Consider the following 22,528-nt stretch of genomic DNA (forward strand, 5'->3'; position numbering starts at 1 on the left):
GCGTAGCTTTGACGTAGCCGGGTATTCGGTGCAGCGGCGGCAATCAAGCCACCAGGCTTTGGCAGCGCATCGGGAGGTGATGGTGAACGGCTCAGTGGCGGACGTCACGGTAGCAAGGCCCCGCGTGCGCGAACGCGTTGTGGTTTCGGTCGATTCACTCGCGGCCCGCTTGATCGCCGCTTTGGCGCTGTTCTGCGCCGCATGCTGGTTCATCGGCGTACTCGCTCGGCACCACACTCAGCCGAACTGGGAATACAGCGACCGGTTGGCGTGGTCGCTGACTGTGCTGGTGGCGGTGGCCTGGATGGCTCGTGGCATCTTCCTGGGGCGGCCGGTCACGACGATGCATGCCACCGCTGCCGCCCTTTTCGTGCTGGCCGGCCTCGGCCTCCATGTGCTGTCGTTCGACCTGTTGGGCGACCTGGTGATCGCCAGCTCGGGCATGGTGTTGATGTGGCCGACCACTTCCTATCCGCGGTCCGGTGACCTGCCGCGAGTGTGGAAGTTGGTCAATGCCACCGCCGGCGACGCGCTCGCGCCGTTCACCATGCAGACCGGCAAGAGCTATCACTTCACCGCCGACGGCACCGCGGCGTTGGCGTACCGCACGCGGATGGGAATCGCCGTGGTCAGCGGTGACCCGGTCGGTGACGAGGCTCGCTTTCCGGAGCTGGTCGCCGATTTCGCCGCCACGTGCCACACGCACGGGTGGCGCATCGCCGTGGTGGGCTGCGGTGAGCGGCGTCTGAGCCTGTGGAGTGATTCGTCGGTGTTGGGACAATCGTTGCGGCCCATACCGATTGGCCGTGACGTGGTGGTCGACGTGTCCGGCTTCGATATGGTGGGCCGCAAATTCCGCAATCTGCGGCAAGCGGTGAAACGCACCCACAACTGCGGTGTGACAACCGAAATCGTGTCGGAGCAGGAACTCGACGACAAGCTGCTGGCCGAGCTGACCGAGGTGGTGCGCGAGTCATCCAAGGGGGCCCGCGCCGACCGCGGATTCCACATGAACCTCGACGGCGTTCTGGAAGGCCGATTCCCCGGCATCCGGCTGATCATCGCCAGGGACAAGGCGGGCACCGTGCAAGCGTTTCACCGGTATGCCACGGCCGGTGCGGGTAGCGACATCACCCTCGACGTGCCGTGGCGCCGGCGCGGTGCGCCCAATGGACTTGACGAGCGCCTCAGTGTCGACATGATCATGGCGGGCAAAGCGACTGGGGCGCAGCGGGTATCGCTGGCGTTCGCCGCGTTCCCCGAAATTTTCGATGACAAGAACCGGGGCTGGATCCAGCGCGTCTTCTATCGGTTGACCCACGTTCTGGACCCACTTATCGCCCTCGAGTCGTTGTACCGGTATCTCCGCAAATGGCATGCGCTTGACGCGCGGCGCTACGCGCTGATCTCGATGACGCAGATCGTCCCGCTACTGTTCGTGCTGTTGTCGCTGGAATTCATGCCGCGCCGGCGACACCTCTGAGTGCGCTCGGGTCTGTTCATCGACGATCAATTGCCGACAGCCCAGCCCCTCGGGCAGGTGGTGAGTGGCCACCACCACCGTCCGCTGCGGGGACATCAAGCCACCGTTCGGGGCCAGCAGATCTCGCATAATCTGTTCCCCGTCGGTGACGTCGAGGTGTTCGGTGGGCTCGTCGAGCAGCACGATCCCCGCGGGCGAGATCACCGCCCGGGCGAGCAACAGCCTTCTGCGTTGGCCAGCCGAAAGGGCTTGCGCCCCACCCGTTAGCACCGTGGACAAACCGTCGGGCAGACCGGCGACCCACGCGCCCAGGCCAACGGCTTCCAGCGCTGAAGCCAAGTCGTGGTCTGGGCAGTCGCCGCGCGCAACCAACAAGTTGTCGCGGATGGTGGTGGCAAAGATATGGGCGTCCTCAGCGAAGAACCCGATCGCCCCGCGCAAATCGACTTCGTTGAACTCGCTCACGTCGGTATCGTTCAGCCACACCTGCCCGTCCAGTGGCGGCAGCAGGCCGGCGAGCGTCATCAGTAGGGTCGTCTTCCCGGAACCGCTGGCGCCGGTGACGGCCAGTCGCGAGCCCGGTGGCAGGTGCACATTGATGCGGGTCGAGCGCGCCGCGCCATCGTGGCCCGAACACACGTCGGCGGACAATTCCGCGCAAGCGCGCGACTGGCCCGAGCCGATGGGCGCGCTCGCCGTCGCGTTCTCGGGGCCGGGCGGAGTCAGTTCGAGCAGTCGGCGCGCGGCGATCCGCGACCGCGTCAATTGAACGGCGGCGGCCGGCAACGGCGTCATCGCCTCGAAGGCGGACAGTGGCAGCAGCATCAGCACGGCCAGCGTGGTGGGCGCCACAGCATGCGCCAACCCGATTCCGGACACCACCGCGCCTAGCACGCTGGCTCCGATCGCCGCGGTGTGCATCGCCTCGGCGATCGCGGCCGGCTTGGCTGCGGTGTCCAGCGCGTCGCCCCACGCGCGTTGACGGCGTTGTGATTCGGCGACGACATCGGGAAGCAACCCAGCCACCCGAAGCTCGGCCGCGTGTTCGAGGGCGATCATCGCCGAGGTGTCACGCTCAGAATGATGCTGCCGCGCAACGTCTTCCTGCGTAGCGGCGGCCCGACCTGCGAGTTGGGGGGCCACGAAACCGGCGACCAGCAGGCAGATGGCCAGCACGACGGCCGCCGACGCTGAAATGGCGGCGACGGCCGCTGTTGCGGCCAGCGCCAGCACCGCTGCGACGCCGATCGGCACCAGGGCGCGCACCAGGACGTTGGCCAGCTCGTCGACGTCGGCGCCGACCCGGGCCACCAGTTCACCGCTGTGCAACCGGGCGGTGGCCGCCGCCGGCCCGCGCGCCAGCCGCTGGTAGAGCTGTACCCGCGCGGTACCGGCCGCGCGCAGGGCAGCGTCGTGGGTGGCCAGTCGCTCGCAGTAGTGCAGCACGCCTCGCGAAATTGCGAACATGCGGACGGCGACGGCCGCCACCGACAGATCCAGCACGGGCGGCATCTGCCAGGCCCGTGTGATCAGCCATGCCGAAACGCCGGCCAGGGCCAGCGCACTACTCAGCGAGAGCACCCCGAGCGCAATCGCCGCCAGGACGCGGGGTAGCCGCGGGCGCAGCAGATCGGCGGCGGCCAGCAGAGGCTCATCGCGGCGCCCCACTGCGGCCTTGTGGCTGCGACGTGACGCGGAATCAGGCCGGGACATAACGCACCGTCCGGTCGGCGACGACCTCGACGACCTGGTCGCCGATGGCCAGGACGGGCGCACGGTGGCCGACCACGATCACGGTCGCACCGGCACGCGCCCGCTCGACGATGGCCCGCAAGACGCGTTGCTCGGTGCTTGCGTCCAGGTGTGCCGTCGGCTCGTCGAGCAACAGCACGGCGGCTTTCGAGCCGAGCGCGCGGGCCAGACCCAGCCGTTGTCGTTGTCCGAGTGACAACCCGACACCGCCGCGCCCGATCACGGTGCTGCCCGCAGCTGGCAGCTCGGCCAGTACCGCGTCGAACCCCGAATCGGCACAGGCCTTTTCGGCATCATCAAGGCATCCGAGCAGCGCCAGGTTCTCATCGACGGTGCCCGGCACGAGCACCGGGCGTTGCGGAAGCCAGGACAGCTGCGCCCACCATGCGGCCGGCTCGAGGTCGGCGACGTCGACACCCCCGACGACGACCCGGCCCGACGAAGGCACGCTGATGCCGGCGATCGCCTGCAACGTGGTGCTCTTGCCGGCGCCGTTGGGCCCGGTCAACACCGTGACCGCGCCGGGTTGGATGACCGCGCTCAGATCGCGGGGCGCCTGGCCGTCGCGGCCATCCACCGTCAGTTGATCGAGGCGAATCAGCGCGCCGCGTGCGGTAACCGTGTGAGTCCCGGCCTTTGGCGCGCTCAGCTCGCCGATGAGGGCGAACGCCGCACCGGCGGCGGTCCTGCCGTCTTGTGCGGCGTGAAACTCCACGCCGATGCGGCGCAGCGGCCAGTACACGTCGGGCGCCAGTAGCAGGACGGTCAAACCGGTGGTCAGGGTCATCTCACCGAACACCAATCGCAGGCCTATCCCGACGGCGATCAACGCCACCCCGAGCGTGGCCAAAAGCTCCAGCACCAGGGCCGACAAGAACGCAATCCGCAGCGTCGCCATGGCCGAACGGCGATGCGCGGCAGCCAGTTCGGCGATGCGGTGCTCGGGCCCCGAGCAACGCCCGAGCGCGCGCAGGGTGGGGATGCCGGCGATCAGGTCCAGCAATCGGGCCTGCAGCGTCGTCATCGCGGCCAGCGCCGCGGCCGATCGGTCGGCCGTTGCGAGTCCGATCAGCACCATGAAGATCGGTATCAGCGGCAGCGTGATCGCCACGACCACCGCCGATTTCAGATCGTAGGCCGCGATCACGGCGACGGTGGCCGGGGTCAGGATCGCGGCGAGGAGCAACGTCGGCAAGTAGCCGGTGAAATAGGGACGCAAGCCATCCAGCCCCCGGGTGACCACGACGGCGGCGGAGTCGCGTTGTGTTGCGAGCTCACTCGGTTGGCGGGCGGTCACCGCGGCAAGCACCTGCCCGCCCAGATCGGCGATGACCGCGCTGGCTCCGCGTTGCCCCAGCCGCGCCTGCAGCCAATGCGCCAACGTGCGGATTATCCACAGCGCCAACATTATTGACAGCGGGCCCAGGAAGACGCGCACGCTCCGGGCGGCGGGATCGCCGACGGCCCGGGCGACGACGCCAGCCAACACGATCGCCGAGCCGATCGCGCAGCCGGAGATCAGGCCGCCGCAGCCGACCACGCCGACCAGGTAGCGACGCACCGCCGCCGACGCCCGCCACAATCGGGGGTCTAGCGGCGCCCGGCCGGCGCGGTCCGTACCGCTCAGGACACGCGCCTTGCCAGGCCGATGGGCGCGGGTATCCGGTCGGCCGAGATGCGTTGCCGGAATATCCAATACGACCAGGCCTGGTAGATCACCGTCAGCGGAGCCATGAAAGCCGTCACCCACGTCATGACTTTGAGGGTGTAGTTGGTGGACGAGGCGTTGTGGATGGTCAGGCTCCACTGCTTGTCCAGCGTCGAGGGCACCAGGTTCGGATACAGCGCGGCGAAGAGCAGGATCACCACGGCCGCGACCACCAGGGCGACGCAGGTGAATGCCCACCCGTCGGAGGTGCGCCGCCACACCAGCAGCACGGCCGCCAGTTGCGCCAGCACCGCTGCGCCCAGCACCACCCAGCTCCAGTCCTTCCCATGAGCCAGCTGCGTCCAAAGTCCAAAGGCCGCTACCAGTCCGGTGACGGGAAGGGATAACCATACGCCGAAGCGGTACGCGTCCTCGCGGATTGCGCCGGATGTCTTCAACGCAACGAACGTGGCTCCGTAGAACAAGAACAATCCGGCGGTGGCCAAGCCACCCAGCACCGTGTAAGCGTTGAGCACATCGGTGATCGAGAGGTGAATGTGGCCGTTCGCATCGACCGGGAGCCCGCGCACCAGGATCGCGAACGCGACGCCCCACAAGATGGCCGGCAGCCACGACCCGGCCGCGATGCCGACATCGGCCCAGCCGCGCCATTTGGTGTCATCGATCTTGCCGCGCCACTCGATCGCCACCGCGCGCACGATCATCCCGAACAGGATCGCCAACAGCGGCAGGTAAAGCGTGGAGAACACGGTGGCATACCAGCCGGGAAAGGCCGCGAACATGGCCGCGCCGCCGACGATCAGCCATACCTCGTTGCCGTCCCACACCGGTCCGATGGTGTTGAGCGCCGTGCGGCGCAGCGGTTCGGGCTCACCGATGCCGACGCGCGCGAACGGTTCCATCAACATGCCGACGCCGAAGTCGAAGCCCTCGAGGATGAAGAATCCCAGGAACAGCACCGCGATGATGCCGAACCACAGCTCTTGCAATCCCACAGTCTCAACTCCTTTCGTCGTCGGGTAAGCCCTCGTCAGTACGCGAAGGACAGAGGTGCCACCTCGTCATCGCTGGGCGCCCGCGGGGGAGCGGGTTCCGCGTCGTGTTCCAGCGGCCCTTCGACGACGTAGCGTCTGAGCAGGAAGAACCAGAGGGCCGCGAGCACCGCGTAGACGAGGGTGAAGGTCGCCAGTGAAGTGATAACCATGCCGGGCACATGGTTCGACACCCCTTCGCGCACCGTCATCCGAATCAGCTGGTCCCCAGTGGGATTGGGCGCCACCACCCATGGCTGGCGACCCATCTCGGTGAATACCCAGCCCGAGATGTTGGCCAGAAACGGCATGGGGATGGTGAGCAGCGCGAACCAGGACATCCAGCGGCTCTTGGGTGTTCGCCCACCCCGGGTAACCCACAGCACGGTCAGGGCGAACAACACAGGGATCACCAGAAATCCGATCATCGCCCGGAAGGACCAGTAGGTGACGAACAGGTTCGGCCGATAATCATCTGGTCCGAAGCGCTGCTGGTACTCCTGTTGCAAATCGTTCACCCCGCGCAGCGTCACGCCGCTGAACTTGCCCTCGGCCAAAAACGGCAGAACGTAATGCACTTTGATGACTTCGGCAACGCTGCCGCAGTTGTTGTGCGTACCGATGGTCAGCACCGAGAAGTCGGGGTCGGTCTGCGTGTGACACAACGCCTCGGCCGACGCCATCTTCATCGGCTGTTGCACGAACATCAGCTTGCCCTGACGGTCACCGGTGAAGAACAGGCCTACGGTGGCTAGCAGCACCACCCCGCAGCCCAGGATGGCCGCCGGGCGAAACATGGCGCGGGCATCGGTTTGTCCGTCGGGCGCGGCCGATCCGAGCCTGCGTGACCGCACCATCCACCAAGCGCTGACGGCGGCGACGAAGGTGCCCGCGACCAGCAGCGCCCCGGTCACCGTGTGCGAAAAGGCCGCTTGCGCAGTGTTATTGGATAACAGGGCGAAGATGTCGTCCAGCTCGGCTCGTCGCGTCGCCGGGTTGTAGTGCGCGCCGACCGGGTGCTGCATGAACGAGTTCGCGGCGATGATGAAGAACGCCGACGCGTTGACGCCGATCGCGACGATCCAGATGCAGGCCAGGTGGATCAGTTTCGGCAGGCGACTCCAGCCGAAGATCCACAACCCGATGAACGTGGACTCGAAGAAGAAGGCGAACAGGCCCTCCATCGCCAGTGGCGCCCCGAATATGTCGCCGACGAACTTGGAGTACTCCGACCAGTTCATCCCGAACTGAAATTCTTGGACGATTCCGGTCGCCACGCCGATGGCGAAGTTGATCAGGAACAGCTTGCCGAAGAACTTGGTTAATCGGTACCAGGCGGTATTACCGGTGGCCACCCACACCGTTTGCATGATCGCGATCAGCGGCGCCAAACCGATCGTGAGCGGCACGAAGATGAAGTGGTAGACGGTAGTGATACCGAACTGCCACCGCGAAATATCGACGACGTTCATCTGTCATCTCCCGAGACTGCGGAGGCCCGATCAACGGCTACGACAGAGTGTAGTAGATGAGTCGGCGCCAACGCTACCTGCGCCCTGCTCTCAGCCTGTGAGGGTTTTGGACGCCTTGCGGATTCCGAACGACGAAACGATCTCGAACACGCCGATCACAATGAACCACGCGCCGACCACGATCGCCAGGGTGACGATGGATTGAAAGGGTGACGCCAGAACGACGATGCCGGCGAGCAGGCTGATCACGCCGACGAAGATGTTCCAGCCCCGACCCGGTAGGTGCGGGTCACTGATCGCGGAGATCGTTGTTGCGACACCGCGGAAGATGAACCCGACGCCAATCCAGATGGCCAGCAGCAGGATTGCGTATCCCTGCCCGAAATGACGGAAAGCCAGCAACGCCAAAATCAACGATGCTGCGCCGCTGATGAAGAGCAGGATCCGGCTTCCGGCCGAGACATGAAGCGAGAAAGCGAAGACCACCTGAGCGATACCGGTGATCAGTAGATAAACGCCGAACGCGACGGCGGCTACCAGGATGGAAATTCCCGGCCACACCAATACCAGGACACCGAGGGCGAGCGACAGAATTCCCGACAGCAGAGCGGATTTCCACAGATGCGGCAGCAAGCTCGGAACGGGATGGGTTCCGGAAGAGCCAGGGGAGATAGTCATGGCCGCAGTCTGGCACAAACGCGGGCCGGGGTACAGGGACTTTGGTCAGACGTGGACCGTGCGGGGATGCTCGGCGCGCAGGTCGGTGGGTTCTTCGCCAGCCCTACGGCCGATGAGATACCAGGTGCGCATGACACCTTTACCCTTGACTTCGATGCGGCCGCGCTCTTGCAAAACGAAGTCGTGTCGCAGGCGCTCGTACATCGCCTCGGGGACCTGGATCCGGCCCACCGAATCCGTGGACTCCATCCGCGACGCGACGTTGACCGCGTCGCCCCACACGTCGTAGAAGAACCGGCGCGAACCCACCACGCCGGCCACGACCGGTCCACAGGCCATGCCCATCCGCAACGAAACGGGCTGGCCATCCGGATCACGTAGTGCAGCAGCAACATTGGCCATATCGATCGCGAAATCGGCCAGGGCCGAGGCGTGATCAGGCCGCGGCCGCGGGACGCCACTGACCACCATGTAGGAGTCTCCGCTGACCTTGATCTTCTCTAGGCCATGCTTGTCGACCAGCTCGTCGAAGGCGCTATACAGCCGGTTCAAGAACTGCACCAGGTCGGCTGGCGCTGTGCTGCTGGCGCGTTCGGTAAACCCGACGATGTCGGCGAACAAGACGGAGGCCTCGTCGTACTTGTCGGCGATCACGTCTCGGTCGGCGCTTTTGAGCCGCTCGGCGATGCTGCCCGGCAACATGTTGGCCAGCAGCGCCTCCGACCGCTGGAACTCAGACTCCATCACTGCCTCGGCGCGCTGCGTCTCACGCAGCGCATACCACACCGTGATGAACACCATGACGCAGGCGGAGATGATGGTGACGACGAACATCATGGACTGTGCCCACGCCGGCACCAGACCCGTATCGCGGGGAACGAGAAACTCCAAGCCGATGACGAGGCCGGCGGCGATCGCCGCCAGGCCTGCGGCCAACGCAATGTGTTCGAGGCCCAGCAGCAACACCACCAGGCAGGCGCCGACCACCAGGAAATATTGGGCGCCCGACGAGGTGCCCGCATCCCAACAGCTTGCGGAGACGGTGACGTAGGCCGCGCCGATAAAGGTCAGCGGGGCGACCAGGTCACCGAAGCGGTGCAGCCACGGCACGCTCGCGAAGATCACGGCCGAGATGACATTGAGGACAAGCATCTGCCAAATCCAGGCACCGGTGACCATCTGCAGCACGACGAAATTGGTGCTGACTACGACCGCCAGCAGGGCCGCGATCGAGAGCACTCGATATTGGCGGGCGGCGCTATCGGCGTAGTGCTGATTGCGGTCGCGCGCCTGAGCGCGCGCCGCGGCCACGCAGTCCTGGCGCACCGACGAGCCGTCTGGGCGTCCTGGTGAGGCACCACACTTCCTGGCCTCCACGGCTGTAAGCCTAACCGCTGAGCAGCGCGCTTGTCGGCACCCTGGAGGCAAATCGGGGATTGCCCGACCGCCCGGCTGATGAATCCCGCTGCTAGCTCGCGATCGGAGTTCGCCGCTTGGCGTACCTCACCTCGGCGATCGGCCGGCTTCCGATCAAATCGGCGTTCCGTCGCGGCCCTTGGCGGCGAGGACTGCGGGCAACCGATCGGGCGCTTGGCCTGACATTTGCGATCGACCCGAAATGTTCTGGGTGTTTGGGCCGCAACCGGCGCTTTTTCATGCCGCGGCACCGGGCAAACCATGCGATCGGCTGTCTCGCCGCACAGATCGGAGCCAGCAGCGCCAGCGTCACAAAAATGGCTTGCTGCACATGTGACACTTCCGTTCTCCAATCTTGGCAGACCGACGCGATCGCCACGGGAAGCGGCGACAGATCAAAGCCTAGGAGAGGACAGCGACGACACCACCTAACGACGCGCCAAATTGGACCTTGCGAATAGTCACTATTTGATAACCGCTGAGGACGTCGGGCTCGGGTCGGGTGCTGGAGGATTGATCTCCCGCCCGACAAAACTCGATTATGGCTGGGTGTGATTTCAAAGTGTTGCCGGCAAACCACGTGTAAATTGCCAGCAGCCCGTGTTGCCGATTGGGTTTTTTCCGGAGTAAACGGTGCGTAATTCTTACGGGGTTCTTACACCAGAGTTCATGAAAAATTGTCCGGCCGGATTGAAGAGGGTCAGGGCGTCGGCGGTGTGGCGTGATTGGCATCCGATGCCGTCGTGATCTGGTCAGCGCTGACCGGCGGACAGTTTCGCCGGCAGGGCTCAGTCGCCGCGTTGGACACCAGTCGCGCTAACCCGCCTGCCAGTATTCGTTCATCGGCTGGGCGAATTTGTCATTGTTGGTCAGTCGGGGAAGTTGTAGGGAGTCTTCGATCGTGCGGAGCAAGCTGTAGTGGTTGTTGTACTTGGCTGCAACGATGTGGCCTTGGCGCATACCGGAATTCGGTGACGGAATAACGATCATGGGCACGTGATTACCCTCGTTGCCGATGCCCAGTGACAGGTTGTTGTAGTCCTCGTCCCACGTGATGAAGATGGCGCTGCGCTGCTGCTGGAATGCCGGCGAGTTGAGGATCGTCGGCAGCGTCGCCGCGAGGAACTGGTCGCCGGCCTTGATGTTGTATTGATGAGTCGTCAACAGGCTGATGATGAACTCGAGGTTGACGGGGCCCTCCATATTGTGGTTTTCGTCCGCAGCCCACCACACGTAATTCGGAGTGGTGGCGGGCGTGGCGAGGTCCGTGGCCATCCGCTCCAGCGGCAGCACATGTTTTTGGCAACGATCGGTGTTGGCGACTATGTCGTGGAAGGCCAGAAATGGTAGTTCGCCGGGGCTGTAAGGACCCGAGTCTTGCGTGAAACACGGCGCGGGCATGGATTGCTCGTAGGAGGCCCACCCCTTGCCCGCCCTCTCCACGTTGTCGACCAGGTTGGGTTGGTCGAAGCAGTCCAACTCGCAGTTGTAGTTGAAGCCGAAATCGGATCCGCCGAGGATCGGATAGTAGTTCGGCAGGCTCGGATGTGTTTGCGCGTAGTAGTTTTCGCCATAACCATAGTTGTTGATCAAGCCGTTGATGTATGGCGCATTGCGGCTGCCGACAATGTCCTTCACGCCATGGTTTTCCAGGTAGATCATGAATATGTGGTCCAGGGGCCCGACTTTCGATGCCGGTGGCGTCGGCGGCGGCGGTTGAGGCAGGGGGGCGCCGACAGTGAACGAGACATTGTCGGCGTAGGCGTTGTTGTAGCTGCCGATCACCGGGTTTCTGTCTTTGAGTGTCACGACCACACTCGCGCCGCGCGTTCCACGGGGAATCGTGCCGATGGTCTCGCGTTGGAGGAGAGCGGTTTTCAAGCGGCGATCGAGCACGGTGACCGGCCCGATCTTGCCAGCACCCAGCGGCGATTGTCCATCGGCGGCAACGAATGTGACGGTGACCGACGCTTCCGACGGGTCTTCAAGGAAGCCCCCGAGCCATCCACTCAGCCTGTATGGCACGGTGCCGGTGTCGATTTGCGGTGCCGCGCCGGACAGGTCGACGAACTGGGTGAGCGTTGATGTGGCCACGTTTCCACCGCCGAAAAATTGCACGGCGCCGTCGGGGGGTCCGTTCTGTGCCCGCGGAAACCCCAGGGCGGCTGGCAGAGTCGGGCCCGGCGAGCCGAGCGGCCATGGCAGGCGGCGCGCGGTGCCATACCTGATCACGGTCGGCGTGCCGGTCACGGTCCACGCCGGGATGGACACCGAACTGTACGCCGACAGGGACGGGTCGCCGAACTCGGCACCCGGATTCATCAACAGATTCGGGCTCATCACCACGGCGGCCGACACTCTCGGCGCGGTGAACGCCGACAGGACCAGCAGGGCAGCCCCGGCGGCGGCACCAGCCACACGACCGAGTTGACAGAACATCAGGTACCACCTCTGCGGTTAGGCGCCGCGAATTGCTCCGTCGATCGTGAGGTACGTCACGCCGAACTCCTACGTTCTTGCACGAATTGATATCCAGCAGTTGCCATTCGGTGACCGAGTTGGTGACGCGATCATCAGCAAAATCGTGTATGGGCCGCCTCGAGGCCCCGAGGAAGGCCGGCCTCTACGGGCCGGTCAGCGCAACGCCGTGCCAGGCGACGCGTGAGGACGCTGAACTGCCCGCGGGCACGGCACAGGTACCAACGGCGGACGCGGCAGCCAGAGGAATGGCGGTGACGTCTCTAATTACTCGATCGTGCCGGTCAGATCGAACTCAGCCAGGGTACGCTGAGCCAGCTCTTGCAACGCCTGCTTGGTGTTCTCGGCACCGGGTTGGTAGGCGTTGATGGTGAGGTAGATCTTGGAGCCACCGGTGCTCCAAGACTGGAGGGTCATTTGACCCCCCGTTTGATCCAGCCACTGTCGCGTCACGTGTTGCCCTGTCGCCCGGGTCATGACAAGTTCGCCGTAGGTGCCGTCGAGGCGGCACACCAGCGGGTCGAAGTCGCCGAGATTCGAGCAAAGCATGGGGACGTCGGGGTCCGTGAACCCCGCGTCGACCATCCGTTTCAACGCCTGCTTCGGGGTGAACGGGATCAGCGAACGTAATTGAAGTGCCTCGTCTGGAGTCTCCCGCAGCGTCGTGAGCGCTCGCGTGATCTCGGCACGGAGGTCACGCAGATCCGTCGTCACCCGCGCCGGATCGACTCGGACGACCGCGATCGACATCGCGTTTGCCCGCGTGTCGCCCTCAGTGCGGTCGTTCATCGGCAGATGCAAGGTGACCAGACCATCACCGTCACGCCGACGCCCCACGTGCTCAGCGAATTTCGCGGCAAACCCTGCCACCAGTGTCTTACTCGTTCCGCCGAGCTCCTTTGCGCGGGCATCCCAGTCCGCCGCGTCGAGCTGGATCCAGGCGGCCGGCACGACGATTGGGTCATCGCCCTCACATGCGCGGAGCTTGACGGGTCGCGAGGCCTGCGATCGGGCGAGATCGTGCCGCGCCCGACGGGCCATCTTCGCCGCGACGACGACAGCCCGGGCAACGTCCGGGACGTCCCGCGCGGTGTGGCGGGCGTCCTCAACCACCGCGCGCCAGCGAGTACGTGAGCGCGGGAGTGGATAGCCGAGGGCGGCAGGGTTACCCAGTTTGGCATCAACGACCGCGAGGGCGAGTCCGAGGCCGTCGAGCAGGTAGTGGGAAAGGACCAAGCTGACCGCGGTTGAGCCGTCGGTAAGAGGAAGCACGCCAAACTGCCAACCGCGGCGCTGTTCGACATCGATCGGCAGTTGTGAACGTTCATCAGCCCAGTCGCTGAGCTCATTGCGTGGACGGGCGCAGTCTGCGACGTCGATATCGGACGGTCCGCTATCCAACACCCAGCGAGCCCGGCCAAAGGGCAGCGGCGAGCGCTCAATGCGCCGTCCCAGCAACCCGTGACTGAGATTGCGGTGTAAACGTCTCAGCTCGGCGAAGTCGATAGCGTGCTCATAAATCCACACGCACTGGATGACGAGGTTCAGACCCGCGGCGCGATGGCCGGCAAACAATCCTTGATCCACCAACGCGATCCGATTATCCGGCCGCGCATCAACGCGTGATGCGCGGGTCTCAAAGTATGCGCGTGCACGGCCCGGCCAATTCATCACATGAGAGTAGCCGAGCCCGCCTTTCGGCCAGCACGCGATACCACGCGGTTTGCGGCTGAGCGCAGGAAACCTTTTTTGCCTTCGCTCACCTGCTTACCAACGACATCGACCCGGCTGAATAAAGGCCTGCAACGGGGCTTTTCGAGTGCTTTGAATGACCCACACCGGTCATGACAATGGTCCCGGTACTAGTCAGTCGAAGCCAATTGGCGCCCGCCGGTCCGGCCGGCAGAGGAACCAGGCATCATGACTGGTGCCCCCGCCTTCGCGCACGACAACCGAAAGGCCAAACCTCCGCGATGCAATTCGTGCTGGCCGTTTATGGAACGCGCGGCGACGCCGAGCCCGGAGTCGCTGTCGGTCGTGAACTGCTGGGCCGTGGGCACGACGTACGCATGGCCGTCGCGCCCGACCTGGTTGGCTTCGTCGAGTCGGCGGGGCTTACCGCGACCGCCTGCGGGCCGGATGCGCGGGCGTGGCAGGACGTCCACCGCGACCTGTTGGTGCGGTTGTTCCGCGCACCGTGGAAGGTCCAGGAACTCAGCAGGTTGGTGCGCGAAGATCGGGATCTGTTCAACCAGCTCTGGGAGGAGACCAGCAAGGCTCTGATGTCGCTGGCGGATGGGGCCGACGTGCTGGTCACCAGCGCCATCGGTGAGCAGTCCGCGGCCAACATCGCGGAGTATTACGACGTTAAGTTGGCCATGCTGCATACCTTCCCGATCCGGGCCAACGGCCAACTCCTTCCTGGCCTGCCGGCGCCGGTAGGCCGTTCCGCGATGACGCTGTCCGAGCGGCTGAGTTGGCCCATGATGAAGAGGCGCGACGACGCGCAGCGCCGCAAACTCCGGCTACCGAAGGCAACGGGTCTGTGGTCGCGACGAGTCGCTGAACGCGGATCGCTGGAAATACAGGCATACGACGAGGTGTGCTTTCCGGGGCTGGCGGCCGAATGGGCGAAGTCGGATTGCCGGCGGCCCTTCGTCGGTGCGCTGACGATCGAATTGCCTACGGATGCCGATGCGGACGTCGCGTCGTGGATCGCCGCGGGGAACCCGCCAATTTTCTTCGGGTTTGGCAGCACGCCGGTCAAGTCTCCCGCCGAAACGGTGGCCATGATCGGCGAGGCTTGCGCGCAGTTGGGCGAGCGGGCGTTGATTTGTTCCGCAGAGACCGATTTCAGCGACGTTCCGTGTTTCGAGCACGTCAAGACCGTGGGCGCGATGAATTACGCGGCCGCCTTTCCCGCGTGCCGCGCGGTCGTGCATCATGGCGGCACCGGCACCACGGCGGCGGGTCTACGCGCCGGAGTTCCGACGTTGATCCTCCCGACGTTCGGCGATCAGACGCTCTGGGGAACCCAGGTCAAGAGGCTGAAAGTTGGTTCCGCCCGGCGGTTTTCGAGCACCACCCGCGAATCGCTGGCTGCGGACCTGCGCCGGGTCCTCGACCCGGAATGCGTTGCCCGTGCTAGTGAGATCTCCGCCCGGATGACCAAATCCGCCGAAAGCGTTGCGGCCGCCGCCGATCTTTTGGAAGACTTCGGCCGGCGCGAACCCTGAGCTGAGCATCGGGCCCCGCGTGTGCGCTCCGCGCGCTGGCATGGCACCCTATTGCACATCTGTGCAGTGAGCGGGATGACGCTAGATGGGCGGGGTAATGCCGGCATGCGTATTCGGGCGTAGCGACGCCGAGATCGACTCCTTGGTGCGTGGCCAGCGGTCTGGGATCGCGGTCGTGGGCTGCGGCTACATCGGCACGGTGATCGGTGCGGTGCTCGCCGACCGTGGCTGGCCGGTGACGGGGATCGACGTGCGGCAGAGCGTCGTCGACGAGATCAACCTGGGCAAGACCACCGTGCCTGAGCCCGGGCTCGGCGAGCTCGTCTCCGACAACGTGCGAGTCGGCCGGCTTCGCGCCACGACCGATTTCGGCGCCGTCGCCGACAACGATTTCGTGATTGTGAACGTGGGTACGCCGCTCGGTCCGGGCTACGAGCCCATCGTCGACGACATCAAGGCGGCGGCGCGGGCCGTGGGGGAGCACCTGCGGCCAGGCCACATCGTCATGCTCAAGAGCACGGTGCCGCCCGACACCACCGAAACCGTCGTTCTGCCGATCCTGGAAGAGGCCTCGGGTCTGCGGGCCGGGGTCGACTTCGGGTTGGCGTTCTGCCCGGAGCGGATCGCCGAAGGCCAAGCCATCCGCGAGCTCACGTCGATCCCCGTCGTGGTGGGCGCCGTCGATGAGCGCAGCGCTCGCGCTTGCGCGACATTGTGGCGACATGCCCTTGGAGTCGACTCCGTCGTCGTCGACAACCCCCGGACCGCCGAGATGGTCAAGCTGGCCGACAACCTCTGGGTGGACCTCAACGTGGCGCTGGCGAACGAGCTGGCCAAGGTATGCGACAGGCTCGGCATGGACGCCCTGCAAGTCATCGACGCCGCCAACACGATGCCGAAGGGCGGCGGCGACGTGAACATCTTGAGGCCGAGTATGGGAGTCGGCGGTTCCTGCCTGACGAAGGATCCGTGGTTCGTCAATCATCTGGGCGTGTCCGTCGGACTGGACCTGGCAATCCCGCGGACGTCGAGGACTGTCAACGACACGATGCCCGCCTACACCTACGGGCTGCTCGAGCAGCTCCTCGCCGATCAGGGCAAGGCGCTTGAGACGAGCAGGATCGCGGTGCTGGGCATCGCGTTCAAGAACAACACCGGCGACTGCCGCCTCACACCCGCCAAGTCCGTCATCAACCTGCTCGAGGAGTCCGGCTGCCGGCTTTCGATCCATGACCCGTGGGTGACGGACGCGCAGGCCCTGACGGTGACGAAGATTCCCCTGACCGCAGACATCGATTCGGCGGTTGAAGATGCGGATGCGTTGGTGCTCCTCGCGGGCCACCGACAGTTCCACCAGGTGCCCCTGGTCCGGCTCGCCGACTTGGCGGGGCCCCGGTGTGCGTTCCTCGACGGGCGGAATAGCTTCGACCCGGCGGCGGTGCGCACAGCGGGCTTCGTCTACAAGGGCATCGGCCGGTAGGCGTGCCTGAACCCGAAATGAAAGAGCGTTCATGTCCAATGTCGTCGTGACTGGCGGCTACGGCTTCATCGGATCGCACCTGGTCGCCGCGTTGCTCGGACGCGGGGACACGGTCACGGTGTTCGACCTTGAAAAAGACACGCCCGACAGCGATCTCGACTTCGACCGGCACGCCAACTTCCGGTTCGTGCGGGGTGACGTCACCGATCTGGCCGCGCTCCAGAGTGCCCTGACCCCCGACGTGGACAAGGTTTTCCACCTGGCCGCGATTGTCGGTGTCAACAACTATCTCAAAGACCCGCTGCAGGTTCTCGATGTCAACGTGACCGGCACTCGCAACGTCCTCGAGCTGAGCCGTCGACACCAAGCGCATGTGGTGTTCGCCAGCACATCTGAGGTGTTCGGGAGGAACCCGAACCCACCGTTCGCCGAGGACGACGATCGCGTTCTCGGTTCCACACGAACCGCGCGGTGGAGCTACAGCACCAGTAAGGCCATGGGTGAACATCTCGTTTTCGCGATGCATGCGTCTCACGCACTGCCGGTGACGGTCGTTCGCTACTTCAACGTATATGGTCCGCGGCAACCTCCGATTTTCGTGATTTCGCAGAGCATTCACCGGATCCTGAATGGCCGCCGGCCGTTGCTCTACGACTCCGGAGACCAGACGCGGTGCTTCACCTACGTCGACGACGCCGTCGCCGGCACCTTGCTCGCGGCCGAGAGCAGCGCGGCGATCGGCGAGGCCTTCAACATCGGCAGCATGACCGAGACGACTGTGGGCGACGCTGTCGCTGTGGCGATCAAGATCGCCGATGTCGCCTCGGTGACGGGTGTCGAAACCGTTGACACCGCGGCTCGTTACGGGGATCGCTATGAGGACATTCCTAGCCGTATCCCCGATTCGACCAAGGCGCAACGGGAGTTGGGTTGGCGCATCCAGGTAGACCTCGAGGAAGGGGTCCGTCGCACCATCGATTGGGCGCGGGCGAATCCCTGGTACCTCAAGGGATTTACTGTGCATCAATCTGTTGCTGGAGGACCAACTGAACGAGATCAGTAAAGAGTGCCGGCTATGCGGATCGACCGGCCCTCATCGACCCGTTGTAGTTCGCGAAATGATGTATGGAACCCGCGAGCGGTTCGACTACTATCTTTGCGCTGCGTGTGAGACGTTACAAATTGCGCATGTGCTCGACGGTGAAGAGCTCATGCGCCATTATCCCCGAAATTATCACTCGTACAACGACCCTGGGATACTCCGATGGCTCATTACGCAGCAGGACCGCTACAAGTTGCGTGCCGGCGGCCGGCTCGTCGGCGCCCTGTTAACGAGGCGCTTGGCCGACGGTATCCTTCGCCTTCTCCTCGGCGGAGACGCGCTCGGCATGATCGCCGCGCTCCCGCTCGACCGTGACGCGCGAATTCTGGACGTGGGTTGCGGCAGCGGTTTGCTGCTTGACCGATTGGCCAGAGTGGGATTCACCAACTTGTGTGGTGCGGATCCGTTCATCGCCGGCGATGGCCAGACGCGGCGAGGAGTACCGTTGCTGAAGCGCGATTTCGGTGAAGTGACGGGCGAATTCGATCTCATCATGTTCAACCATTCGCTCGAGCATGTTTCAGACCCGGTCGCAATGCTCAAGATGGCACGCGAGAAACTCGCTGCCGGAGGCTTTTGCCTGGCTCGCGTTCCGACGACTTCTTCCGAAGCGTGGACCAGTTATGCGGCTGACTGGGTGCAGATCGATGCCCCTCGGCATTTCGTCATACCTTCGTGTCAATCAATGGCACTGGCAGCTGACAAGGCGGGGCTGCGGGTGGAGCGGACATTTGATGATTCGAATTTGGGTCAGTTTCTGGGGAGCGAAGCCTATCGGCGAGGCGTGGCGGTGACCGACCCGCAAATCCTGCGGCTGTTTGGGATAAGGCAGATGTGGAAGTGGGCAAAACGCACGGATCGGCTCAACCAGCAGGGTCGTGGCGACCAGAAGGGTTTTGTCCTGCGGGCCAAGTGATCTGATCAGATGACGCCAGCGCCCCTTGCCACCAGCGACAGGCTAACCACCGCGAAGATCGCGGCCAGAACCTGCGCACGGTGGGCAAGCGCCCATTCGTGCAACGGTTGCAACACCGCTTTGGTTTTCTCCGGCGTGAGCAGGTAGCTCAGCAGGGTTATCTCGAAGACCGCAAGCATCCCGACGACGAATGCGATGGCGGCGATGACCTGCGTGCCGATCGGGGCTCCCGACGCCACGATGGTGGTGTCCACGAGCAAGACCAGCAGCGGGCCCGGCAGGATGGACATGCCCACCAGCACGGCCACCCACAACGATCCGTTCTCCCACGCATCGTTGACGTGGCCGACCAGCCGCCGGATTGCAGATTCGCGTTCGTTCGCCGCATCATCGTCGCGGCCCTGCGGCAGCGAGAGTCCGCTTTCATTCGAGTCGAGCTTCGCGGTCGAAAAGTTGGCGACCTGTGCCGGCATGCTTCGCCGCGCTCGGGAGCGCACCAGGATCAGCGCTGCGATCGCCAGCCCCAGTACACCCAGTCCGACTTGAATATGGCGGGCCATCGAGTTCGGGCCCGCGGCGGCTAATTCATGGGCGGTAGATCTGAACGCCGGCATGACGTGCAGTGCCACCAGCGGAACCAATAAGGCGGGAACGTTCGTGATCAGGCAGCCTACCCAGCAAGCGAGCAGGCTTTGCACCGGTCGCGGACGGGAAATCAGCAGGAGGATGAGGCCGAGAAGCACAGGATTGAGCGCCCACAGAAGCGCCATCCCGAGCACGGAACCCCACACCGGCCGAGACACTACCCTGCCCAGTTCCCAGCGGCCGGTCGCGGTCCCCGTCGGCCGACCGGCGGCGACCGTTGCGGCCGTCGGAAGGGCGCCCCGCTAGTTATGCCGCGTCAACCAACCTGTCGTGGGCGGGCGAAGTTTTCCAGGAGATCGGCGGTGTGGGCTACGCTTTCGGTCGGTTTCGTCGTCCGGGTGGCCACCCCGCGGGCCCGCGAGACATATTCGTGGTCGAGGATCGTGCGCAGGTCCGCGACCAGCGATTCCCGGCTAACGCTCGAAAAGCGGCGCCCGAAGCCTACTTTCAGCTGTTTCACCTGGGCGGCCCAGAGCGCCTGATCGGGCGCCGTCCAAAGGACGAGCATGGGCACTCCGGCGCGCAAACCCGCGGCTATGGTGCCCATGCCCCCGTGGTGCACGACCGCGCGGCAGGCGGGAAAGACCGCCGCGTAATTCACCGCGTCCACCACCTTGACGTGGTCGAAATGGGGGAGATCGCTGAAGTCGCTCCAGCCGGAACAGACCACAGCCCGCTCGCCCAATTGCGCGCAGGCCGCGCCGATCATGGCGAGGGTGCCGGACGGAGATTTGACCGGAGTGCTGCCGAAGCCGAAGAAGATCGGTGGCGTTCCCGCGGCGATCCACGACGCCACCTCTTCATCGGCGTCGGTGGTCAGCTCCATCGTCAGCGCGCCGACAAAGGGACGTTGGCCGTTCGATCCCGCCCATTCGGCCGCCAGCCCGGGGAAGCACACTTCTTCGTAGGCCTGGATTTCCAGCGATCCGCGCTCGGTGATCCGTCGCGGCGCGGAGCGCGTCGCTTTCGGCAGACCAAGTTCCCGGCGCTGCACGTCATCGAACCTCTTCATCCCCCGCCAGCTCACCCACTCGTACGCCCTCACCGCGCAGCGGCCCCACGGCGGCGACAGGAATGGTAAAACCTGGCCGTTGACCCGCACCGGGGACAGATGCAGCGTGGCCAGTGGAATGCCGTAATACTCGGCAACATTGGCGGCGGGCTGCTCGAAATTCAAAAAGGTGACCAACAGGTCGGCGCCGTCAGCCAGCGACCGCAGCGTCGCGGTGATATCCGCCCAGTAGTTGGTGACGGATTCCCCGATCTCGCGCCACGACCCGATCAGTTCTCGTACCTTCCAGAAGTTGTGGAATGAGCGCGTCCATAAATCGCGGTGCGCGCTCCACCACTCGCGCGTGTCCGGTCCGTACGCGGCAGCGCTAAGTCCAGCCGCTTCGGCGAAGCCGACCAGATCGGGCGGCACGGCCATGCGCACCTCGTGGCCGCGGCGCAGCAGTTCGCGACCGACAGCGACGCAGGGCTCCACATCGCCACGCGTTCCGTAGCTCGCCAGCACACATTTCATCGCGCGTCCCGCGGCAATGGACTCTCCCTCTAAGCTGCAGCGAACTGCCCTATGTCTGTGGTGCTAAGTCGTTAACGGCTAACCCGCGATGGGCGGCGCAGTGCGCGATGTGACTATAACTCCCGATAACCGCCGACCGCTGCGAGTTGTCAACTGGCCGGCCTCGTTCGGTGCCGACGCCGCTGAGGATCAGCGACACTCCGGCCACCGCGAGCATCGCTACCAGGATTTTGCGACGGTGCGCCAATGCCCAGTCGTGTAACCGTTGCAGGACGGTTTGCGTTTTCGCTGGCATGGCCAAGTAACTGAGCAGGGTCATCTCGGCTATGGCTAGCACCCCGATGACGAACGCGATGGCGGCACTGACCTGCGTGCCGATCGCAGCTCCCGAGGCCACGATGATCGCGAGTAGCAGCAGACCGACATCGGGTTCCACGCCGCCGAATGCCAAGCCGATCACGAACGCGACCCACCGGGACCCGTTTTCCCATGCATGGTGGACGCGGCCGAGCAACCGCCGCAAGACAGGGCCGCGCTCCGTCGCCGCACCCCGAGCGCGGTTCAGCACCCGCGTGATAATGGGCGGTGTGTTTTGGCCCAGCACCTGCGTCGAGGCGTCGCACCCGGTTACGGGCAGGTGTTCGGGCCGACGCCGGCGCTGGGTCACCGAGCGCACGATGATCAGAGCGCCGACGGATAGCGCAAGTACACCCATGCCGATCCTGAGTTCCCGGACGATGGTGCTCGTCGCCAGATCGTCGGCAAACGATTTGAAAGTCGGCGTGATGTGCAGCAGTGTCAGCGGAACCACCACGGCCGGAATGCATCCGGCCAAGCAACCCGCCACGTAGGCGAGCAGGTTTTGAAGGGGCGGTGGCCGGGAGATCACGAGAAGCATGACGGCGAGGCGCATTGGGTTTAGTGCCGTCACAAGCGCCAGTGCCAGCACTGAGCCCCACATGGCCGGACACACTACCTTGGCCGCTCGCTGCCCTGATGTTCCCCGCGATGGCGCCCCGCAGTCCCGGGAGCAACGATGTTGTCCCGCAACGGGTCACGCTCGATTCCTAGACCAGCATTCACCCACACGCGCAGTCGGAAGTACGGTACGACGATGGACAACCTGCTGGATCCGCACGACCAGCTCACGTTCGACGCGGAGCGAGTGACGGGAGTCGCATCGATCCCACATCCGTTCTGGGTGTATAGCCGTCCGGTCGACATCGATGGTCTGCGGAAGTTCCATCATCATCTTCAGCGGGGATGCTTGGCCCGCCGCATCGAACCGTCACCATTGCGGTTCGGCCGCCACCGGTGGGTATCGCCCGACCGTCCCTCCGAGATCGAGATCGTCGCGAGGCCTCGCCCGCGTGCGGAACTCGACGCGTGGCTCGACGAGCAGGCCGCGGCGCCCATCGCTGCCCAACACGGGCCTGGATGGCACCTTGCCGTGTTGCCCTTCAGCGACGGCGGCGCGGCGGTGAGCTTGGCCGTCTCACACTGCATCGCCGACGGGATCGGGTTGTTGGAGGCGATGGCGCATGCGGCCGATGGCCGCGATGACCCGATCGACTGGCCTGGCGCCCGATCGCGCCGGCGGTGGCAGGCTCTGCGCGAGGACGCCCGTCAATCCGTGCGCGACATC

At 64.8% G+C, this 22,528-nt stretch carries 16 protein-coding genes and 1 pseudogene; 6 read left to right on the top strand and 11 right to left on the bottom strand.

The genetic code is table 11. The features are described from left to right. Nucleotides 1–82 precede the first annotated feature (82 nt). Nucleotides 83–1,483 (top strand): bifunctional lysylphosphatidylglycerol flippase/synthetase MprF, encoded by a 1,401-nt coding sequence (locus AC5Y4F_RS24320; RefSeq protein ID WP_499999162.1) that lies wholly within the window; start codon nucleotides 83–85, stop codon nucleotides 1,481–1,483. Here AC5Y4F_RS24320 and cydC read toward each other — a convergent pair. The 8 genes from cydC to AC5Y4F_RS24360 form a co-directional block, all read right to left on the bottom strand. Then, the gene (gene cydC / locus AC5Y4F_RS24325; RefSeq protein ID WP_082947542.1) at nucleotides 1,430–3,196 is read right to left on the bottom strand and encodes a thiol reductant ABC exporter subunit CydC; all 1,767 of its coding nucleotides are present in this window, start codon (nucleotides 3,194–3,196) and stop codon (nucleotides 1,430–1,432) included. The genes AC5Y4F_RS24320 and cydC overlap by 54 nt on opposite strands. Then, nucleotides 3,183–4,796 carry a thiol reductant ABC exporter subunit CydD gene (gene cydD / locus AC5Y4F_RS24330; protein ID WP_067933168.1) on the bottom strand — a complete coding sequence of 538 codons (1,614 nt, stop codon included), beginning with the start codon at nucleotides 4,794–4,796 and terminating at the stop codon, nucleotides 3,183–3,185. The genes cydC and cydD overlap by 14 nt, the downstream gene beginning before the upstream one ends. A 62-nt stretch (nucleotides 4,797–4,858) precedes the next feature. Then, nucleotides 4,859–5,899, bottom strand: a complete 1,041-nt coding sequence (gene cydB, locus AC5Y4F_RS24335) for a cytochrome d ubiquinol oxidase subunit II (protein ID WP_067933167.1) — start codon at nucleotides 5,897–5,899, stop codon at nucleotides 4,859–4,861. A 35-nt stretch (nucleotides 5,900–5,934) separates the two neighbouring features. Continuing rightward, complete coding sequence (locus AC5Y4F_RS24340; RefSeq protein WP_499999142.1) at nucleotides 5,935–7,407, bottom strand: cytochrome ubiquinol oxidase subunit I; 1,473 nt, start codon at nucleotides 7,405–7,407, stop codon at nucleotides 5,935–5,937. A gap of 90 nt (nucleotides 7,408–7,497) precedes the next feature. Further along, nucleotides 7,498–8,103, bottom strand: a complete 606-nt coding sequence (locus AC5Y4F_RS24345; protein ID WP_499999147.1) for an HdeD family acid-resistance protein — start codon at nucleotides 8,101–8,103, stop codon at nucleotides 7,498–7,500. Nucleotides 8,104–8,130: 27 nt separating this feature from the next. Further along, nucleotides 8,131–9,462, bottom strand: coding sequence for an adenylate/guanylate cyclase domain-containing protein (locus AC5Y4F_RS24350; protein WP_499999149.1), 1,332 nt, complete (start codon nucleotides 9,460–9,462; stop codon nucleotides 8,131–8,133). An 855-nt stretch (nucleotides 9,463–10,317) separates the two neighbouring features. Beyond that, nucleotides 10,318–11,772, bottom strand: a complete 1,455-nt coding sequence (locus tag AC5Y4F_RS24355; RefSeq protein ID WP_499999151.1) for an alkaline phosphatase family protein — start codon at nucleotides 11,770–11,772, stop codon at nucleotides 10,318–10,320. Nucleotides 11,773–12,246: 474 nt separating this feature from the next. After that, on the bottom strand, nucleotides 12,247–13,650 hold the full coding sequence (locus tag AC5Y4F_RS24360) for a hypothetical protein (protein ID WP_067934163.1): 1,404 nt from the start codon (nucleotides 13,648–13,650) through the stop codon (nucleotides 12,247–12,249). Between the two features lie 302 nt (nucleotides 13,651–13,952). On the opposite strand from AC5Y4F_RS24360, the gene AC5Y4F_RS24365 reads away from it, so the two are divergent. From AC5Y4F_RS24365 to AC5Y4F_RS24380, 4 genes are all read left to right on the top strand, one after another. After that, nucleotides 13,953–15,215 (top strand): glycosyltransferase, encoded by a 1,263-nt coding sequence (locus tag AC5Y4F_RS24365; RefSeq protein ID WP_499999152.1) that lies wholly within the window; start codon nucleotides 13,953–13,955, stop codon nucleotides 15,213–15,215. Between the two features lie 85 nt (nucleotides 15,216–15,300). Continuing rightward, the gene (locus tag AC5Y4F_RS24370) at nucleotides 15,301–16,695 is read left to right on the top strand and encodes a nucleotide sugar dehydrogenase (protein ID WP_499999153.1); all 1,395 of its coding nucleotides are present in this window, start codon (nucleotides 15,301–15,303) and stop codon (nucleotides 16,693–16,695) included. Nucleotides 16,696–16,726: 31 nt separating this feature from the next. Beyond that, nucleotides 16,727–17,758 carry an NAD-dependent epimerase/dehydratase family protein gene (locus tag AC5Y4F_RS24375; protein ID WP_067934160.1) on the top strand — a complete coding sequence of 344 codons (1,032 nt, stop codon included), beginning with the start codon at nucleotides 16,727–16,729 and terminating at the stop codon, nucleotides 17,756–17,758. A gap of 55 nt (nucleotides 17,759–17,813) precedes the next feature. Next, nucleotides 17,814–18,713, top strand: coding sequence for a class I SAM-dependent methyltransferase (locus AC5Y4F_RS24380; RefSeq protein WP_067934158.1), 900 nt, complete (start codon nucleotides 17,814–17,816; stop codon nucleotides 18,711–18,713). A 5-nt stretch (nucleotides 18,714–18,718) separates the two neighbouring features. Here the strand turns inward: AC5Y4F_RS24380 and AC5Y4F_RS24385 are convergent, their stop codons facing one another. The 3 genes from AC5Y4F_RS24385 to AC5Y4F_RS24395 form a co-directional block, all read right to left on the bottom strand. After that, nucleotides 18,719–19,504: a GAP family protein gene (locus tag AC5Y4F_RS24385; RefSeq protein WP_067934156.1), complete on the bottom strand. Its 786-nt coding sequence runs from the start codon at nucleotides 19,502–19,504 to the stop codon at nucleotides 18,719–18,721. A gap of 110 nt (nucleotides 19,505–19,614) precedes the next feature. Next, nucleotides 19,615–20,883, bottom strand: coding sequence for a glycosyltransferase (locus AC5Y4F_RS24390; protein WP_499999155.1), 1,269 nt, complete (start codon nucleotides 20,881–20,883; stop codon nucleotides 19,615–19,617). Between the two features lie 49 nt (nucleotides 20,884–20,932). Next, a complete protein-coding gene (locus AC5Y4F_RS24395) occupies nucleotides 20,933–21,844 on the bottom strand; it encodes a GAP family protein (protein WP_082947599.1) in 912 nt (303 codons plus the stop codon). Nucleotides 21,845–21,997: 153 nt separating this feature from the next. On the opposite strand from AC5Y4F_RS24395, the pseudogene AC5Y4F_RS24400 reads away from it, so the two are divergent. Beyond that, nucleotides 21,998–22,528 (top strand): annotated as a pseudogene (locus AC5Y4F_RS24400) (hypothetical protein); the annotation flags it as partial.

This window comes from Mycobacterium sp. NGS56, assembly GCF_059812425.1.

Excerpts from the sequence above, each read along its gene's own strand:
- AC5Y4F_RS24340 (WP_499999142.1), bottom strand. The coding sequence starts at position 7,407 with ATGAACGTCGTCGATATTTCGCGGTGGCAGTTCGGTATCACTACCGTC.
- AC5Y4F_RS24375 (WP_067934160.1), top strand. The coding sequence starts at position 16,727 with ATGTCCAATGTCGTCGTGACTGGCGGCTACGGCTTCATCGGATCGCAC.
- AC5Y4F_RS24360 (WP_067934163.1), bottom strand. The coding sequence starts at position 13,650 with ATGAATTGGCCGGGCCGTGCACGCGCATACTTTGAGACCCGCGCATCA.
- AC5Y4F_RS24370 (WP_499999153.1), top strand. The coding sequence starts at position 15,301 with ATGGGCGGGGTAATGCCGGCATGCGTATTCGGGCGTAGCGACGCCGAG.
- AC5Y4F_RS24395 (WP_082947599.1), bottom strand. The coding sequence starts at position 21,844 with ATGTGGGGCTCAGTGCTGGCACTGGCGCTTGTGACGGCACTAAACCCA.
- AC5Y4F_RS24390 (WP_499999155.1), bottom strand. The coding sequence starts at position 20,883 with ATGAAATGTGTGCTGGCGAGCTACGGAACGCGTGGCGATGTGGAGCCC.
- AC5Y4F_RS24380 (WP_067934158.1), top strand. The coding sequence starts at position 17,814 with ATGATGTATGGAACCCGCGAGCGGTTCGACTACTATCTTTGCGCTGCG.
- cydC (WP_082947542.1), bottom strand. The coding sequence starts at position 3,196 with ATGTCCCGGCCTGATTCCGCGTCACGTCGCAGCCACAAGGCCGCAGTG.
- AC5Y4F_RS24365 (WP_499999152.1), top strand. The coding sequence starts at position 13,953 with ATGCAATTCGTGCTGGCCGTTTATGGAACGCGCGGCGACGCCGAGCCC.